This window comes from Luteococcus japonicus (assembly GCF_003752415.1).
GTDB lineage: Bacteria > Actinomycetota > Actinomycetes > Propionibacteriales > Propionibacteriaceae > Luteococcus > Luteococcus japonicus.
In genome coordinates this window covers 2,000,891-2,017,744 of record NZ_RKHG01000001.1, presented here as the reverse complement: position 1 = coordinate 2,017,744, position 16,854 = coordinate 2,000,891, and the positions used below count along the sequence as shown (strand labels likewise).

Here is a 16,854-nt window from a genome sequence, read left to right as displayed (position 1 = left end):
ATGTTCACCGGCATCATCCCCCCACTCGTCACCCCGCTGCAGCCCGACGGATCACCGGACCTGGAGAGCCTCGACTCCCTCGTCGACGCCCAGATCGCGGCCGGCGTGCACGGCCTGTTCGTGCTCGGCTCCTCGGGTCAGGTGGCCTACTTGACCGACGACCAGCGCAGCCAGGTGGTGGAACGCGCCGTGGCCCGCGCCGCCGGGCGGGTGCCCGTGCTGGCTGGAACCGCGGACCTGACCGCCCCCCGGGTGATCGAGCAGTGCCGCCGAGCCGAACGCGCCGGAGCCGCTGCGGTCGTGGTGACGGCGCCCCTGTACGCGCTCAACGACGTCGAGGAGATCGCCGAGCACTTCCGGATGGTGGCCGCCGCCACGTCCCTGCCCGTGATGGCCTACGACGTGCCGGTGCGCGTGCACACCAAGCTCACTGCTCCGCTGCTGGTGCAGCTGGCCAAGGAGGGCGTGGTCGTCGGGGTGAAGGACTCCTCCGGCGATGACGTGGCCTTCCGGATGCTGGTGGCCGCACGCGACGCCGCCGGGGTGGAGCTCAGCCTGCTCAGCGGGCACGAGGTGATGTGCGACGGGATGTACCTGCTGGGTGCCGATGGCATCGTGCCCGGCCTGGCCAATGTGGACCCCGACGGCTATGTCCGGCTCCACCGTGCGGCCCAGGCCGGCGACTGGGAGGCCTGCCGCGCGGAACAGGACCGGCTGCTGAAGCTCTTCCAGATCGCCTTCGTGCCGCAGGGCCGTTCGGGGGATGCGGCCGGGATAGGTGCCTTCAAGCAGGCCATGGCCAGCCTGGGCATCATCTCCTCGGCCACCATGCCCCGGCCCTTGCACGAGCTGTCCACCAGTGATGTCGCAGCCATCGAGGCGATTCTGGCGGAGGTCGGGCTGACGGCATGAACAGGGTCTTCCTGGGCGTCGACGTCGGCGGAACCAAGATTGCCGCCGCGCAGGTCGGGGTCGGCGGGGCGCTGGGCGCCGTGCACACCAGCCCCACACCCGGAGACGCCGGCCGGGAGGCCTTGCTGGACGCCATCGCCGACACAGCGCTGCGGGCTGCCGCCGGCCAACCGATCGCCGGGCTGGGGGTGGGCACCGCCGGGGCCGTGGATGCCGCCGCGGGCGTCGTGGTCTCCGCCACCGAGACCCTGCGGGAGTGGAAGGGAACCGATGTGCGGGCCGGGCTGCGCTCCCGGCTGGGCCTGGCCGAGGGCGTGCCGCTCGCCGTGCACAATGACGTCGACGCCCACGCCCTGGGCGAGTACTGGCGCGGCGCCGGGGTAGGGGTGGACTCCTTCCTGATGCTGGCGGTGGGCACCGGCGTGGGCGGCGCCGTCGTGCTGGGCGGCCGGCTGCTGATGGGGGCGCACCACGTCGCCGGAGAGGTTGCGCACGTCCCCGTACCCGGGGCCGAGGGGCTGCCCTGCCCCTGCGGCCGCGACGGGCACCTGGAGGCGCTGGCTGCCGGGCCCGGGATCTGGCGCCGATACCTGGCACTCGGGGGCGACCCGACGGTCACCTCCGGGCGTGAGGTGGCGGAGCGGATCTCGTCGGACCCGCTGGCGCTGCGCGCCGTGCAGGACGGCGCCGATGCCCTGGGCCGAGGCATCGCCGGCCTGGTCACCCTGCTGGACCCCGAGCGGGTGGTGATCGGCGGTGGCTTTGCCGACCCGTCCAGCCCCTGGTGGCAGCGGATGGAGGCCACCCTGCGTGCCCAGGTGATCGACGCCCTGGCCGACGTCGAGCTGCTCCCGGCCCGGCTCGGCGCCCAGGCTGCGATCCTGGGCGCGGCCCGGGCCGCCATGACCATGAACCACAAGTCGAGATGAGGATCACGATGGACGTGTTGGACCAGCTCAAGGGGCGCCTGGTGGTGTCCTGCCAGGCCTACCCCGGCGAGCCGATGTTGGACCCCCGCACCATGGCCCAGGTGGCGCAGGCCGCCGTCGTCGGCGGGGCGGCAGCCATTCGCGGCAAGGGGCTGGAAGACCTGCGCGCCATGCGCGCCGTGCTGCAGGTGCCGATCATCGGGCTGGTCAAGGAGGGTGCCACCGGCGTCTACATCACCCCCACGCTGGCCAGCTGCCGACAGGTGGCGGACCAGGGCTGCGAGGTGGTGGCGCTGGATGGCACCCGTCGCCCCCGCCCGGATGGCCTGAGCTTCGCCGAGACCGTGGCGGGCCTGCGCCAGAGCCATCCCGAGGTGCTGGTGATGTCCGACTGCGGCTCGGCCGATGACGCCCTGATGGCGCAGCAGGCCGGGGCCGACCTGATCGGCACCACCTTGGTGGGCTATTCCGGCGAAAGGGAGAAGACCCCTGGTCCGGACTGGGAGGAGATCGACCGGATCCTGGCCGTGGCCGAGCGCCCCGTCGTCGTCGAGGGACGGATCCACAGCCCTGCCGATGCCGCCGAGGCCATCCGTCGAGGCGCCCACTGCGTCGTCGTCGGGACGGCCATCACCCACCCCAGCACCATCACCGGCTGGTTCGCCCAGGCAGTGGAACAGGTCTGAGGCCGCCTTCCCACGCGGGATAACGTGGGGTCATGGAGAACGGTTGCGAGATCCCCTGGTCCGAGGGGCGCTGGACCCATGAGCCCGTCCGCGTGGAGCAGGACGGCGATGACCTGCTCGTCGAGGCCGCGGAGGGTTCCGACGCCTGGCGCACCACCTCCTACGGATTCGTGCACGACACGGAGCATGCCCTGGTGCGCCCGATGCCCCAGGACAGTGCGGTGGAGGTGGGCTTCGTCGCCCGCTTCGAGGAACAGTTCGACCAGGCCGGCATCTTCCTGCGCGCCGCCGAGGACTGCTGGGTGAAGGCCGGGCTGGAGTTCGCCGACGGCACGCCGCAGGTGGGTGCGGTGGTCACGAACCCCGCATCCGACTGGTCGGTTGCGCCGGTGCCGCAGTGGGTGGACCGTCGCGTCACCATCCGCGCCTCCCGCAGTGGCGACGCTGTCACCGTGCGGGCCCGCGTCGACGACGAGGACTTCCGCCTGGTGCGCGTCCTGCCGCTGCCCGAGGACGCGGAGCTGGAGGCCGGGCCCATGGTCTGCGCTCCCACGCGTGCGGGCCTGGTGGTCCGTTTCACCAGCTGGCGGAGCACTGCCGCGGAGGGTTCCCTGCATCCGTGAGAGTGGACCGGTCCTGCGTCACAAAGGAATTATGATCTATCACATAGGGGGATTTCCGACCGTCGGGGGATGTGGGAGGACCCCGGTAGGGTGCAAGATCACTACACACGGTCAGTAGGGAGCAGGGAGATCGATGAGTCAGCCACCCGTGGTGGGCGCGCCCGGTGGGCGCGCCATCGGGTATGCGGCCGTCGCCCGTGCCATCGCCGACGGAACGCTCGACGCGGAGTGGCTGGAAGAGGGCCTGGCGCAGATCAATGACCGGGTGGACCTGGCCGACCACCAGATGATGGTGGTGCTCGCCCTGCTGCTGGACGGGGGCGATGCGCTGCCGGAGGTGCTGCGGGAGGGGATGGAATCCGCGATCCTGGGTTTCCGCTACTGGATGGACGAGCGCGGTACGGACTCGATGTGCCACTGGAGCGAGAGCCATCAGGTGGCCTTCTCCGTGTGCGAGTACCTGGCCGCAAGCCACTTCCCGGACCGCATCTTCCGCAATGACGGCCGCCGCGGCGAGCAGAAGGCGGCACGGGCGCGCGCCCGGCTGCTCGACTGGCTGGGGCATCGCTTCCGGCACGGCTGCAACGAGTGGCTGTCCGGCACCTTCCACGCCATCAAGATCTCCGCGCTCACCCTGCTCGTCGAACACTGCGAGGACGAGGAGCTGACCACTCGCGCCAGCATGGTGCTGGACCTGCTGATGCTGGACCTGGCGCTGCACCGCTTCGACGGCCAGTTCGTCGCCTCCGCCGGGCGGGCCGACGCCCTGCTCAAGGCCTTCCCGGCCCGCTCGGAGGTGGCGCCCGTGGTGGCCAGCGCCTTCTATCGCACCAAGCCGGACTTCGTGCCGGAACGGCCGACGTCGATCTTCCTGGCCCGTAGGCGCTACCGGATTCCGCAGGTGATTCGCGAGATCGCCTTCGCCCAGGCGGACCACCTGATCACCTCCTCGCACGGCCTGACGCTGCGCGAGGTGCCGTCCGAGGTGGCCCGTAGCCGGGAACTCGACGCCGTCGGGAGGCGCGACGCGGAACTCAACCTGTTCTGGGCCATGGAGGCCTTCACGACGCCCGAGTCCATCGGCCCGACGATGGAGGCCCTGGACCGGCTGCACCTGGATCAGAACAACTTCCTGACGCCCCTTGCTCCCTTCCGCAAGGTGCCGTCGCGACGGGTGATGTCCGCGCTGGTCCGCTCGCTGAACCCGGTGACCCAGGGTGCCGCGCTGGAGCGCGCGAATGTGCAGACCTACCGCACACCCCACTACCTGTTGAGCAGCGCGCAGCACCACCAGCCGGGCAGCTTCGGTGACCAGGAGAGCATCTGGGTGGCGGCCCTGCCGGGGGAGATCCAGATCTTCTCCACCCACCCGGGCTCCACGCTGCTGGGCGGTGGGCGGCCGACCACCCCGTCCGGTTGGGTGGGCAATGGCATCCGCCCCGACGTGGCGCAGGTGCGCAATGTGTTGCTGGCGCTCTACGACCTGCGCGGACGCCGGGGCTACCTGGAGGGGCGACGTCATGAACTGAGCCACCTCTACTTCCCGGCGGCCTCCTTCGACGAGACCAAGCTCTGCGATCACCTGGTGGCGGGGCGGCGCGACGACTCCTACTTCGGTTCCGTGGCGCTTAACCGGATCGAGATGGCCAATGAGTCCGAGCTGGTGCAGCGCGGCCTGGTGACCGGCTGGGGCGTGATGGTGGCCGACCGTTCGGACTTCGGTTCCCTGCACCACTTCGTCGACTACCTGCGCCGGTGCCGGCTCACGCATGTGCGGAACACGCTGACCTGGACCATGCCGGACCACATGCACGAACTCACCTGGGGTGGCCCGCTGGTGGTGGACGGCGCGGTGGTGGACACCGACTACGCCCGCCTGCGCAGCGACTGGACCCAGGTGGGCCGCAAGCCGTCGGTGATCGAGGTGGCCGGCCGCACCGGCACCCTGGTCCTGGACTGGAAGCTCTGCCAGCGCACCCAGGGCCCGGGAGTCCCGCGGACCTAGTCCCGCGTTCGGTGAATGGCCAGATCGAGATGCCCCTCACCTCATCCGCACGAAAGGGGCCTCCCCCGCACGTTCGAACATGCGGATGAGGCCCCTTCGGTGTGGATGGTGGGATGTCAGCGCTTGCGGTACAGCCCCTTGTTCTGGAAGACCGGCTCGCTGGTCACGTGAACGCCCAGGTTGCGGAAGATGCCCTCGTCGACGCTGCCCAGGATGGTGGTGGTGTGGACGTCGCAGCCGCGCAGGTCGGCGATCTTCTCCAGAGCCCGGCGGGCGTTCTCGTCGCGTGTGGCCGAGACGCTCAGCGCAATCAGCACCTCGTCGGTGTGCAGGCGCGGGTTCTTGCTGCCCAGGTGCTGGGTCTTCAGCGTCTGGATGGGCTCGATGCTCTCCGGCGCCAGCAGGTTCACCTTGGGGTCGATCCCGGCCAACTGCTTCAAGGCATTGAGCAGCATCGCGGAACAGGCACCCAGCAGCGGCGAGGTCTTGCCCAGCACGATGCTCCCGTCGGCCAGCTCGATCGCCGCGGCCGGGGCCTTGGTCTTCTTCTCCAGCTCCAGCGCGGGCTTCACGACGGGACGGTCGGTGCCCTCGATGCCCAGCTGGCTCATCAGCAGCGCCACCCGGTCACTGAGCGTGGAGTCCAGCTCGTCGCGACGCTCCTGCACCAGTGCCTTGTACCAACGACGGATCACCTCCTGCTTGGAGGCCTCGCGGCACACCTCGTCGGCGCTGATCGCCTTGCCGGCCATGTTGACGCCCATGTCCGTCGGGGACTTGTAGGGCGACTGTCCCAAGAGCTGCTCGAAGAGACGGTTGAGGACGGGGAAGACCTCCACGTCTCGGTTGTAGTTGACCGTCTGCTCGCCATAGGCGGCCAGGTGGAAGGGGTCGATCATGTTCACGTCGTCCAGGTCCACCGTCGCCGCCTCATAGGCGACGTTGACCGGGTGGTCCAGCGGCAGGTTCCAGATCGGGAAGGTCTCGTACTTGGCATAACCCGACGGGATGCCGTGCTTGTGGTCGTGGAAGAGCTGGCTCAGGCAGGTGGCCATCTTGCCGCTGCCCGGCCCGGGGGCGGTCACGACGACCAGGTCCCGATCGGTCTCCACGTACTCGTTCTTGCCGTAACCCTGGTCACTGACGACGTGCGCGACGTCATTGGGGTAGCCCTTGATCACGTAGTGGCGGTAGACCTTCAGGCCGAGGCGCTCCAGCTTGCGCTTGAAGGCCTTGGCTCCGCGGATGTCATCGCTCCAGTGGGAGATGACGACGCTGGAGACCAGCAGTTCATAGCTGCGGAAGGCGTCGATCAGGCGCAGCACGTCGTCCTCGTAGGTGATGCCGAGGTCCGCGCGCACCTTCTCCAGGTCCCGGGCCGAGACCACCATGACCACCTCGGCCTCGTCGGCCAAGGTCTTGAGCATCTCGATCTTGTTGTCGGGAGTGAAACCCGGCAGTACACGCGACGCATGCATGTCATCGAAGAGCTTTCCGCCGAACTCCAAGTAGAGCTTGCCGCCGAACTGCTTGCGCCGCTCCTCGATGTGCTTCGACTGGAGCTCCAGGTAACGGTGGCGGTCAAAACCGATCTTGTGCATGCTGCTCCCTGCCCGGGTACGTGCGGTGGACGGCGAAGAGCCTAGCCCCCGGATGTGTCGGGATTGTTTCGGGGCTGGTGTCCAGTCGATGTCAGGGGTGGTGGGGCGTGGGGTGTGCGCGCTCCCCGAGCCCTTCACCGTGCTGGCCGTCGTGGCTGTGGTCAATGCCCTCGGCGTGGTCGAAGTCATGGGTGAGCTGGTTGATGGTCTCCCAGGTGGGGCCGTCGATGCCGACCGCGGCAGCGGGGAACAGGCCGTTCTCCTCGTGGTCGATGTGGTTGCGCAGCGCCCTCTCGAAGGCGGGGTACTCGGCCAGGTCCCCGTCGATGATCCGCTCCAGCTGCTCGTCGAGGCTGGCGTGCTCATCGCACAGCGAGTCGATGGTGGGGGCGAAGTCCGGGTCCTTGCGCATCTCGTGGAAGAGGCCCGCCTCCTCCGCCTTGGTGTGCGGCCACAGCAGGTTCGCCAGCTCCGTGCCGCTGTGCCCCACCTTGTCCAGGTCACCCGTCGCGACGGCGCGGCCGAAGTCACCCAGCCGGTCTACGACGCTGTAGTGCTCCTCGGAGAAGCGTCCGATGAGGTCGATGGAGCGGCAGCCGCAGTATTCGCACATGCGGCCAGTCTACCTCTTTGCACGGTTTCTACCGTGTAAAGATCAGTGGTTCTTGATGCCGCGCAGCATCCTCCACACCCAGGTGCTGGGCACCTCGCGGGCCGTGCACAGGTACTCGACGGAGGCGTCCGAGTAGAGCGTCGCGTTCAGCTGGGACAGGCCGCGGCCGCGGCAGAGCAGCCCGACCTCGTCGCCGATCCGGACCTCACTGTCCATCGAGGGCAGGTAGGTGATCTCGTCGCCACGCTTGAGCATGTAGGGGATCGCTTCGATGGGATGATCACGGTCATCGGGATCCCGCAGCAGGAAGTCCAGCGTGACCTTGTGGCCCCGGTCCAGCCATCGGAAGACGGCGGGCGCCGAGTGCTGGGTGATCGGGATCAGGCGGGGGATGGGGCACCAGCGGTCGAGCCGGGAGGTGATCCGCTCTCGCAGTGCCAGCGCCTCGTCATTGTCCATCGTCTGCACGTGCTCGACGAAGCCCCAGTACAGCGGGGACTCCAGCCGGGCCAAGGTCTCGAAGGCCACCAGGTCCGTCGCGATGAAGACGCTGTCCGGCTCGAAGGCGCGCAGCAGGCTGGTGGTGTGGATGGACTTCTGGCGCACCGAGAGGTAGATCTCCGGGTTCACCAGACGGGCGTGGGCGGCCATCGACAGGTTGGTGGTGTCGGACTCGGCACCTGCGACGAAGCCGACGATGTCGGTGAAGTCCGGCATGCCGTCCTCCGGCGCCACCTCGATCACCTCGAGGCCGGCATTGCGCAGGTCCAGCGCCACCTCGTGACCGAAGCGACCGTCGGCGCTGACCATCCAGCGCCCATTGGCCAACTGGTCGTGCATCGGTGGCATCTCGGTGCCGGCCTCACTCATCAACCAGGAGCTCAGCTGGTGGGTGGCGGGCCGGTTGAGCTGCATCACCAGGTAGGAGCCGTAGCGGTCATAGGGGTTGATCACGGCATGAGGAGTGAAGTCGAGCATCCGGGAGACATTGGCCCGTTCGGAACAGCGGGTGATCACCGGCACCTCGGGGCGCAGCAGGTCCGCCGCCATCACCACGGCCAGGTTCATCTCGTCCTTGTCCGTCATGGCGATCACCCCCTCGCACATCGGATGGCCGAGACCCGCAAGACCCAGGAGTGCGGGATTGCGCGGATCGCCCTCGATGGCCGGCACGTCGCTGGCCAACTGGTCCGCGGTCAACACGTCGATTCGGCTGGGGTCCTCGTCGACGACGACCAGGCGGCGGCCCGTGTGGTCCAGGGCCATGGCGAGCGTGCGCCCGGCCTGCCCATAGCCGGCGAGCAGCAGGAAGGGTTCGTGGATGCCCTTCACCTTGCTGCGGAAGCGCTGGAGGCTCACGGCCTTGCGGAAGGCCGGTTCCTGCAAGAGGGCGAACAGGGAACCGAAGACATAGGCCCAGCCGGTCACCGAGGCGAAGATGGACAGCGTCACCCACATCCGTTGCGGCGTGGTGAAGGTGTGGTTCAGCTCGCCGAAGCCGATGGTGGTGGCGGTGTAACTGATGAAGTAGAAGGCGTCGAACAGGCTCATCCGCCAGGTGTTGCCCTCGTCGTCGACGCCGGGGAGGAGTGCCAGGCCGAGCACGCTGATCGAGAAGATGGTGATCAGCACGATCAGCGGGAAACGCATCCGCCGCAGCACCAGGAAGATGGCATCGGTGGACGGGACGTCGGTGGGCACGTCAACCTCCACCCGTCGCAGGCGACGGGTGGACTGCCAGCGTCTGGTGGAGATCAGTGCCATGGGTCGACGAGGCGGGGTGCGGCCGTCAGCGACGCCGGTAGGAAGCCGTCTCGATGACCAGCAGCACCAAGGAGACGAAGTTCGCGAGCAGGGCTCCGCCGGACAGCGAGACCACCGACGAGATGGACTCGGTGGTCATGCCGTGCGCGGAGGCCTGGCTGGCCCAGATGTAGACGCCGGCCGCGGCAACGAGCTGGATCACCGCAACCAGTGAGGTGGCAAGGTGTATGGCACCGATCTGCGTGCGGTCGCCAAACTTCAGCACCGTGGCAATCAGGTTGACCACCACTGCCGCGTACAACTCGTAGACATTGTGCAGGCGCGGATTGCCCATGTCCCCGACGAAGAAGCCGAAGTTCAGCGTCGCCGAGAGCAGGACGAAGAATCCGAAGACCACTTTCTCCATGTTCACGCTGGCCACGGTAGCTGCCGGGGCCGACAGTTAGCGACGCCAAGGCTGAAGCGGCACCTGAGGCCACCTCGGCGGTGAGGGTGCTGGTGGGGGCGTCGTCGTCACGGCTGGCGTGGCGCAGCGCCTCGTCGAGGCCCATCCGGATCACAGGTGCACGTCCTCGACGGTGGTTCTCGCGGGCCGCCACTGGCGACGGTCGGTGACCTCCGCGAGATCCAGCCGCAGGTGCTCGCCATTGGCCACCAGCCGCGCCTGCAGCTCCTCCACGGCCTGCGCCGTCAGGGCGGGGACGACGGCCGTCGGCAGGTTAAGGCAGTGGGCGAGGGTCTGGTCATCCAACCGGGCACGGCAATGGAGGACGAGTGCCAGCCGCTGCTCGACGGGGAGCTCCTGCAGTGCCAGGAGCATGTGTGGCGTGGGATCGGTCACGTCGCTGCCCGGAGGCGTCTGGTGGGGGATCGGTTCGGTGTCGTCGTGGCTCCGTAGCCAGGCGGCGAGCCGGGGCCATGCCGCACGCAGGGCAGCCGGACCATCGGTGAGGTCCGTGCCTTGCCGGACCAGGTGCGCGGTGGTGTCCGCGAGGGCTGCGTCGGCCCGCTCCCAGGAACCACTCACCAGCCGGGCGACACGCCGCAGCCACGATCCCTCGCCATCCAGGAATTCCTGCAACTGCACGGAAAGCTGGCCTTCGCCTCGAGGCATTGCAGCTCTCGTCCGCCAGCGGATGCGCTCACACCAGTGCCGGCAGGTCCACCAGGGAGCCGATGACGGGAGATTCCCCGAAGGCTTCGGCGGCGAACAGGCCCGTGGTCACGGCGACGAAGCGCAGGCCGGCGCCCACCGCGGCCCGTTCGTCGATCAGGGCGTCCCCCACATAGGTGACCTCGGTGATGCCCATGGCGTGCAGTGTCTCCAGGGCGGGCGTGAAGACGCGAGGGTCGGGCTTGTGGTGTGGGGTCTCGTCGGCGCCCTGGACGAAGGCCAACAGGTTCATCGGGAAGCCGCAGCGGCTCAGGTCCACCAGGGCATTGGCGGTGTTCATCGAGGTGAGGACGCCGACGGTGAGGCCTCGGTCCAGGAGATGGGTGACGACGTCGACGGCGCCCGGGATGGCCTGCTTGGGGAAGAGATGGGCGCTGGCCTGGTTCGCGGCCCGCATCTGGTCGACCGACGCACTGTGCTGGTAGAGGTGTCCGATCATCTGGTCGAAGGGTTCGCCCCAGTGCCGCCCCAGCACCTCGTCGGTCAGCTCGATGCCGTAGTGGTCCCGGGCCACCTGCCTGTGGTGGGCCCACTTGACCTCCCGGGTGGCCAGCAGGGTGTCATCCATGTCGAAGATCACAGAGGAGGTCATGAGGTGAGGGTAGTGCCCCCGGTTGACCCGCCCCGGCACCTGACGGCCCACTGCAGGCCGCGGCCCGGGATCGGTCACATGCCGGGTGGCTCGGTGTGAGGCGTCGGGTCCGGGCGGTCCTGCCTGGACCGCAGGGCTCGGTTGCCGACGCCCAGCGCCAGCAGCACACCGACGACGGTGATCGCGGCACCCAGCACCCCCAGAGGCGTGGGCACCTCCCCGTCGTAGAGCCAGGCAGCACCGGCGCCGATCACCGGCACGAACATCGACCACGGCGCAACGGTGGCGGCGGAATGCCTGCTCAGCAACAGGTTCCAGATGCCATAGCCCAGCATGGAAGCTCCATAGGCAATGAAGGCCAGCCCACCCAGCGAGCGCAGGCTGACCTGCTCGACTGCGGCCCACGCGCTCGCGGGACTCCCCTCCAACCAGAAGGAGGCCAGCAGCAGTGGGATCGGCGGCACCAGGGCCGACCACACCACCAGGGAGAAACCGCTGCGCGGTGGATGGCGACGGGTGATGACATTCCCGCACGCCCAGCTGGCGGCCGCGGCGATGCACAGCAGGAAGGGCAGGGCGGGCGCCCCGGCCACGTACTGTGCCCCGACCACGGCCATCCCCAGCAGGCCGATCAGGATGCCCACCACCTGGGCGCGGTCCGGGCGCTCGCGCAGCACCATCGCCGCGATCACCACCGTGAACAGGGTCTGCACCTGCAGCACCAGCGATGCCAGGCCGGCGGGCATCCCCAGCACCATGCCGGTGTACAGCAGCCCGAACTGCAGGGCGCCCATCGTCAGCCCGGAGGCCAGGACCGGCCAGAAGCCCATCCGCGGTCGTGACACGAAGAAGACCGCCGGCAGGGCCACCAGCGCGAAGCGCAGCGCCGCCATCAACAAGGGATCCAAGCTTTCCATCGCGATCTTGGCGGCGACGAAGTTCACGCCCCACACCAGGATCACCAGCGTCGCCAGCCCCACATCGCGTCGTGGCATCAGGTTCCCTCTCCTTTCGCGCCAGGGGACTGTCGTCCCGTCACCGGTGGTTGACCCACACGTTGCCGCGGCGTGAACCGGCATCCCTAGTCTGCCGCGCATGCCTACCCCACGCACTGTTTCCCCCCTTGCCCTTGCCATCGTGAGGGCCGCCGGGAGTCTCCCCACGGCCCACGCCTCGGATGCGAACGCACCCGACGGCCGCGCCGCCTCCGCAACCCCCTGGTACCCAGGGCTAGCCGGCATCCTCGGCCGCGAACGGATCGTCGGACCCGCCTCGATACGGCTCGACGAGGAACTCCTGGCCCTGTTCGTGCACCGCTGCGGGTGCCCGCCCCAGCGTGCAGAGGTGGCCGTCGGGCTGCTCACCACCTGGGTCCACGGTCGGGCGCTGCTGGGCCACAGTGACCTCGAGCCGATCCCCGGGCGATGGCTGGAGGAGTTTGTCCCGGAGGGTTACCCGCTGTCATCGAGAGCGCAGATGGTCGACGATCCGCAACGGGCCGAACTCGCCCTCCTGCTCGACGCCCTGTTCACAGGTTGCGGCTCCACAGCTGCTGGGCCTGTTCATTCGTGACGAAGTCCAGCAGCACGATGCCATTGCGCTCCGGGAGCAGGCCGTCGCCGCGGGCGGGCAGCTCATTGAAATGCCTCGCCAGCAGGGGTTCGAGGCGTCTCGCGGCATCCGCGGGAGTCAGCCGTACGCCATTCGACGACGCGTGACAGCTCCACATCCGGCCGTCGCCGCGGGCTGCCCGGGCGCGACGCAGGTGGTCGGTGATGCCGGGCCACTTGCGCTGCGCCCAGATCCGGTCGGTTTCGATCCGCCAGTCGTCGCTCACCTGCCAGGTGCGATGGTCCAGCCCGGCGAAGCCGGCGCTGCGGGTGACCACCACCACGCGTCCGCGGGCCTGCGCCAGTGTCGGCACCCGTCGGGACTCACGCAGCAGGCCGGCAAAGCGGCGCCGCAGGCCCACCCAGGTCCGCGCCAGCTCGGCGGCATCGCTTCGCGAGTACTCCTGGGTGAGGCAGAGCAGCACGCTCTCGGTGGGGTGGGCCCGCAGGAAGTCCTGACAGCTGTCCAGCACCTCGTCGAGGGTGAGTTGCTGGAACCACTGGTTGTGGTGGATCCGGAAGACGCCGTGGTGGTGGCGCACCCGGATGTCCAGGTAGCGGACCCCCGCGTCGAGTTGGGCGCGGATGGGCCGCGACTGGCAGGCCACCCAGCGTCCACCGCGAGTGGCGCCCGAGTTGTGGCTCCCGGGGATGGTCAGCGCATCGAGCCGCAGGGACGGGTCCAGGGCCCCCATCCACTCCTGACCCAGCACCGGCGCCGGTGTGGCCGGCCGGCGCGGTGCTGGGGCGAGGTGGGGGTGGGAGGAAGCCGCGAGAGTCGGTTCGACACCACGCAGCAGGCCCATGTCCCCAAGGTGCTGGGTGAGGATGGCGAGAGTGCAGCGCGTTGGTGACGGCTCGTTGAACGACGGGTGGACCGTCCCGGTCAGCCGGCGGGCGCGATCATGGCGCGCAGGACGAGCCCGAGTTGCTCGACCGCCACGGGGGAGGCCGGCTGTTCGCCGCGGATCAGCTGGTCCAGTGCCGTCTGGTCATAGACGGCGTGCAGGAGGCTGATCGCCTCGTCGGTGGTGACGGTCAGCCGCAGCCCGGCCGAACGCAGGCCGTCGCCCACCAGGTCCGCGAAGAGCGGCGTCACGGAGGCCTCGAAGGCATTGAAGGCATCCCGGAGCGCGGCCTCGCGGGCCGCATGCAGCCTCAGTTCACTCATCACGAGGATGGTGTTGGCGTCCTCCCCGGCCGCGGCGATGAAGGCGCGCAGCGTGCTGGAGATCCGTTCCGGCAGGTCCATCTGGTCATTCATCGCCTGGATGGCGTTGCGGGCGGCGGTCAGGTGCCGTTCGCACAGGTGTTCCAGGACGGCGATGCAGAGCTCGTCCTTGGAGTCGAAGTTGGAGTAGAAGGCGCCCCGAGTGAAGTCCGCCGCCTCGCAGATCTCCTCGACGCTGGCACCCAGCACGCCCTTGTGGGCGATCACTCCGATGGCTGCCTCCACCAGGCGTTCACGGGTGGCCGCTCGTCGCGCGGTGGTGGGGGTGCTCACGGGGACCTTTCTGGGGGAATCGTGCGTTTGAAGCCTACGACAGGTTGAGTACACTTGTGTATCGGATACACAACTGTATCGCAGACGCTTGGAGTCGCATGTCTTCCTTCCTCTACCGCCTCGGCCGTGCCTGCCATCGTCACCACCGACGCGTCGTGGCGCTCTGGCTCGCCGTGCTGGTGCTCGTCGGCGCCCTGGCCGGGCTGGCGGGGGGCAAGTACAGCGACAACTTCTCCATTCCAGGAGCACCGTCGCAGGTGGCCCTGGACAAGCTGCGCCTGACCTTCCCGCAAGCCGCGGCGGTCACGGCCAATGCCCTGGTCGTGCTCCCCGGAGGAACGACGACGGCCGCACCTGCCGTCCGCGCCGGGATCGAGAAGGTGGTCAAGGACCTGGGAGCGGACCCCGTCGTGGACCAGGTCACCAGCCCCTACAACGAGATGATCGACGGGCTGATCAGCGACGACCAACGCGTCGCGATGGTCCAGCTGCAGCTCAAGGGCAGCATGGAGACCATCACCGACGCCGACCGTGAACGGCTCCTGGAACTGGGGGATCGGGTACAGGCGGACCTGCCGCCCGGTTCCGAACTGCACCTGGGTGGCCAGGCCTTCTCCATCGAGGTGCCGACGATGACCGCCACCGAGGGCCTCGGCCTGATCGTGGCGCTGGTCGTGCTCTTCGTGACCCTGGGCTCGATGATCGCCGCCGGCCTTCCGCTGCTCACCGCCGTGCTCGGCGTGGGCATCTCCATGGCGTTGATCATCCTGGCCGCCGGCCTGGCCGACGTGAACTCCACCACCCCGATGCTCGCCGTCATGCTCGGACTGGCCGTCGGGATCGACTACGCGCTGTTCATCCTGTCCCGGCACCGGGAACAACTGCGCGGCACGGACGAGAGCCCGGGTCTGGATCCGGAGGAGTCCACCGCGCAGGCCGTCGCCACTGCCGGTTCGGCCGTCGTCTTCGCGGGCCTGACCGTCTGCATCGCCCTGATCGGGCTGGGGCTGGCCAACATCCCCTTCCTCACTGTGATGGGGGCCTTCGCTGCCGTCGCCGTCGCGCTCGCCGTGGTGATCGCGCTCACCCTGCTGCCCGCCCTGATGGGCATGCTCGGCGAACGGATGCGGCCCCGGCAGAAGGCCGCGAAGAAGCAGCGCCCGGCCGCGCGTCGCAACATCTTCGACTGGTGGGTCCGGCTGGTCACCCGTGTCCCGGTGCTGACCGTGCTGCTGGTCACCGTCGGCCTGGGAGCCCTCAGCGTCCCCGCCGCGAACCTGCAGATGAGCCTGCCCAATTCCGGCCAGCAGAGTGCCGGCTCCCCGGCCCGCGTGGAGTACGACCTGGTGGCGAAGCACTTCGGCCCCGGCTTCAACGGGCCGCTGATCGTCACCGCGGACATCCTGGCCAGCAATGACCCGATGGGTCTGATGAACAAGCTCAAGGCGGACATCGAGGCCACCCCCGGGGTGGAGAAGGTGCTGCTGGCCGTCCCCAACCGCAATGCCGACACCGGCTTCGTGCAGGTCATCCCCACCACCGCCCCCGACGACCCGGCCACCGCGGAGCTCGTGCAGAGGCTGGTGGACAAGCACGAGACGTGGCTGACCACACCCGGTGTGGAGACCGCCATCACCGGCTCCACCGCCATCCAGATCGACGTCTCCCAGCGGCTCGCCAATGCCCTGCTGCCCTTCGGCATCTTCGTCGTCGGCCTGAGCTTCGTGCTGCTGATGATGGTCTTCCGCTCCGTCTGGGTGCCGGTCAAGGCCACCATCGGGTACCTGCTCAGCGTCGGGGCCGCCTTCGGCGCCACCCAGTTGGTCTTCAACGAGGGTATCGGCGCCCAGGTGATCAACCTGGAGAAGGCAGCGCCGATCATCAGCTTCATGCCGATCGTCATCATGGGCATCCTGTTCGGTCTCGCGATGGACTACGAGGTCTTCCTGGTCAGCCGGATGCGCGAGGACTACGTGCACGCCCTGCGTCGCGATCCCGGGTTGGACAAGCACGTCGCCGCCCGGCAGGCCATCCTGTCCGGCTTCCGCGGCTCAGCGCCCGTCGTCACTGCGGCGGCGGTCATCATGTTCGCCGTCTTCGCCTTCTTCGTCCCGGAGGGCATGGGACCCATCAAGCAGATCGCCTTCGGTCTGGCGTTGGGGGTGGCCGTCGATGCCTTCCTGGTGCGGATGACCCTGGTTCCCGCCGTGCTGCAACTGCTGGGTGCCCGCGCCTGGTGGCTGCCGCGCTGGCTGGACAAGGCGTTGCCCGTGCTCGACGTCGAGGGCGAGGCCCTGCACCGTGAACTGGAACTGTCAGATTGGCCGACGCCGGAACACACCGAGGCCCTGCACGCGGAGGACCTGCGCATCGAGGGCATCGTCGGGGCCACCAGCCTGCACCTGGACCCCGGTCAGGTGGCCGTCATCCAGGGCGACTCCTACCCGCGTCGCGCCCTGATGCTTGCGCTGTCCGGGCGGCTCGATGCCACCGATGGCCGCGCCCGCATCGCGGGCCACCTGCTGCCCGGCCGCGCCGCCGACGTCCGCCAGGCCACCTGCTTCCTGCAGGCCAACAGCGCCTCCGGGCTGCGCCATGACCTGGCCGCGGCACTGCGGCGCAACCCCCGCGTGGTCTTCGTCGAGGGCGCCGACGCCCTGGCCGGCCCGGACCTCGCCGCGCTGGACGAGGCCATCGCCGCGATCCCCGAGGCTGCCTTCGTCCTGGGCCTGCACGACCGCGATGCCGTCGCCCGCTGGAAGCCGCAGCGCACCATCATCCTGGACACGGGCTCCGAGCCCGCTGTCACGCCAGCCCGCCAGCTCGTCGAGAGCAAGTGAG

At 69.0% G+C, this 16,854-nt stretch carries 16 protein-coding genes; 7 read left to right on the top strand and 9 right to left on the bottom strand.

What is annotated here, in order from left to right; all coding sequences use genetic code 11:
• The 5 genes from EDD41_RS09690 (at position 1) to EDD41_RS09670 (ending at position 5,155) form a co-directional block, all read left to right on the top strand.
• Positions 1 to 912, top strand: coding sequence for a dihydrodipicolinate synthase family protein (locus EDD41_RS09690; RefSeq protein ID WP_123575758.1), 912 nt, complete (start codon positions 1 to 3; stop codon positions 910 to 912).
• A complete protein-coding gene (locus EDD41_RS09685) occupies positions 909 to 1,841 on the top strand; it encodes an ROK family protein (protein WP_123575757.1) in 933 nt (310 codons plus the stop codon). The genes EDD41_RS09690 and EDD41_RS09685 overlap by 4 nt, the downstream gene beginning before the upstream one ends.
• 8 nt (positions 1,842 to 1,849) lie before the next feature.
• Positions 1,850 to 2,527, top strand: a complete 678-nt coding sequence (locus EDD41_RS09680) for an N-acetylmannosamine-6-phosphate 2-epimerase (protein WP_245995606.1) — start codon at positions 1,850 to 1,852, stop codon at positions 2,525 to 2,527.
• Positions 2,528 to 2,559: 32 nt separating this feature from the next.
• Complete coding sequence (locus EDD41_RS09675; protein WP_123575755.1) at positions 2,560 to 3,150, top strand: DUF1349 domain-containing protein; 591 nt, start codon at positions 2,560 to 2,562, stop codon at positions 3,148 to 3,150.
• 133 nt (positions 3,151 to 3,283) lie between these two features.
• On the top strand, positions 3,284 to 5,155 hold the full coding sequence (locus tag EDD41_RS09670) for a hypothetical protein (RefSeq protein ID WP_148060524.1): 1,872 nt from the start codon (positions 3,284 to 3,286) through the stop codon (positions 5,153 to 5,155).
• Between the two features lie 116 nt (positions 5,156 to 5,271).
• On the opposite strand, the gene EDD41_RS09665 is transcribed toward EDD41_RS09670, so the two are convergent.
• The 7 genes from EDD41_RS09665 to EDD41_RS09635 all read right to left on the bottom strand — a co-directional run bounded on the left by EDD41_RS09665 (position 5,272) and on the right by EDD41_RS09635 (position 11,894).
• On the bottom strand, positions 5,272 to 6,756 hold the full coding sequence (locus tag EDD41_RS09665) for a DUF1846 domain-containing protein (RefSeq protein ID WP_123575753.1): 1,485 nt from the start codon (positions 6,754 to 6,756) through the stop codon (positions 5,272 to 5,274).
• A 91-nt stretch (positions 6,757 to 6,847) separates the two neighbouring features.
• The gene (locus EDD41_RS09660) at positions 6,848 to 7,369 is read right to left on the bottom strand and encodes a hemerythrin domain-containing protein (RefSeq protein WP_094763621.1); all 522 of its coding nucleotides are present in this window, start codon (positions 7,367 to 7,369) and stop codon (positions 6,848 to 6,850) included.
• A 42-nt stretch (positions 7,370 to 7,411) separates the two neighbouring features.
• Positions 7,412 to 9,133, bottom strand: coding sequence for a potassium channel family protein (locus EDD41_RS09655; RefSeq protein WP_123575752.1), 1,722 nt, complete (start codon positions 9,131 to 9,133; stop codon positions 7,412 to 7,414).
• 25 nt (positions 9,134 to 9,158) lie between these two features.
• Positions 9,159 to 9,539, bottom strand: a complete 381-nt coding sequence (locus tag EDD41_RS09650) for a DUF6394 family protein (protein ID WP_245995748.1) — start codon at positions 9,537 to 9,539, stop codon at positions 9,159 to 9,161.
• 150 nt (positions 9,540 to 9,689) lie between these two features.
• Positions 9,690 to 10,220, bottom strand: coding sequence for a hypothetical protein (locus EDD41_RS09645; protein ID WP_170165314.1), 531 nt, complete (start codon positions 10,218 to 10,220; stop codon positions 9,690 to 9,692).
• A 55-nt stretch (positions 10,221 to 10,275) separates the two neighbouring features.
• Entirely contained in the window at positions 10,276 to 10,899 is a 624-nt protein-coding gene (locus EDD41_RS09640; protein ID WP_123575750.1) for an HAD family hydrolase, read from the bottom strand.
• A 74-nt stretch (positions 10,900 to 10,973) separates the two neighbouring features.
• The gene (locus EDD41_RS09635; protein WP_170165313.1) at positions 10,974 to 11,894 is read right to left on the bottom strand and encodes an EamA family transporter; all 921 of its coding nucleotides are present in this window, start codon (positions 11,892 to 11,894) and stop codon (positions 10,974 to 10,976) included.
• A 100-nt stretch (positions 11,895 to 11,994) separates the two neighbouring features.
• Here EDD41_RS09635 and EDD41_RS16860 point away from each other — a divergent pair, with 100 nt between their 5' ends.
• Positions 11,995 to 12,471 carry a hypothetical protein gene (locus EDD41_RS16860; protein ID WP_170165312.1) on the top strand — a complete coding sequence of 159 codons (477 nt, stop codon included), beginning with the start codon at positions 11,995 to 11,997 and terminating at the stop codon, positions 12,469 to 12,471.
• On the opposite strand, the gene EDD41_RS09630 is transcribed toward EDD41_RS16860, so the two are convergent.
• On the bottom strand, positions 12,428 to 13,315 hold the full coding sequence (locus EDD41_RS09630; protein ID WP_123575748.1) for a phosphatidylinositol-specific phospholipase C domain-containing protein: 888 nt from the start codon (positions 13,313 to 13,315) through the stop codon (positions 12,428 to 12,430). The genes EDD41_RS16860 and EDD41_RS09630 overlap by 44 nt on opposite strands.
• Positions 13,316 to 13,395: 80 nt before the next feature.
• A complete protein-coding gene (locus tag EDD41_RS09625) occupies positions 13,396 to 14,013 on the bottom strand; it encodes a TetR/AcrR family transcriptional regulator (RefSeq protein WP_170165311.1) in 618 nt (205 codons plus the stop codon).
• A 98-nt stretch (positions 14,014 to 14,111) separates the two neighbouring features.
• Here EDD41_RS09625 and EDD41_RS09620 point away from each other — a divergent pair, with 98 nt between their 5' ends.
• A complete protein-coding gene (locus EDD41_RS09620; RefSeq protein WP_123575747.1) occupies positions 14,112 to 16,853 on the top strand; it encodes an MMPL family transporter in 2,742 nt (913 codons plus the stop codon).
• The last annotated feature ends 1 nt before the right edge of the window (position 16,854 follow it).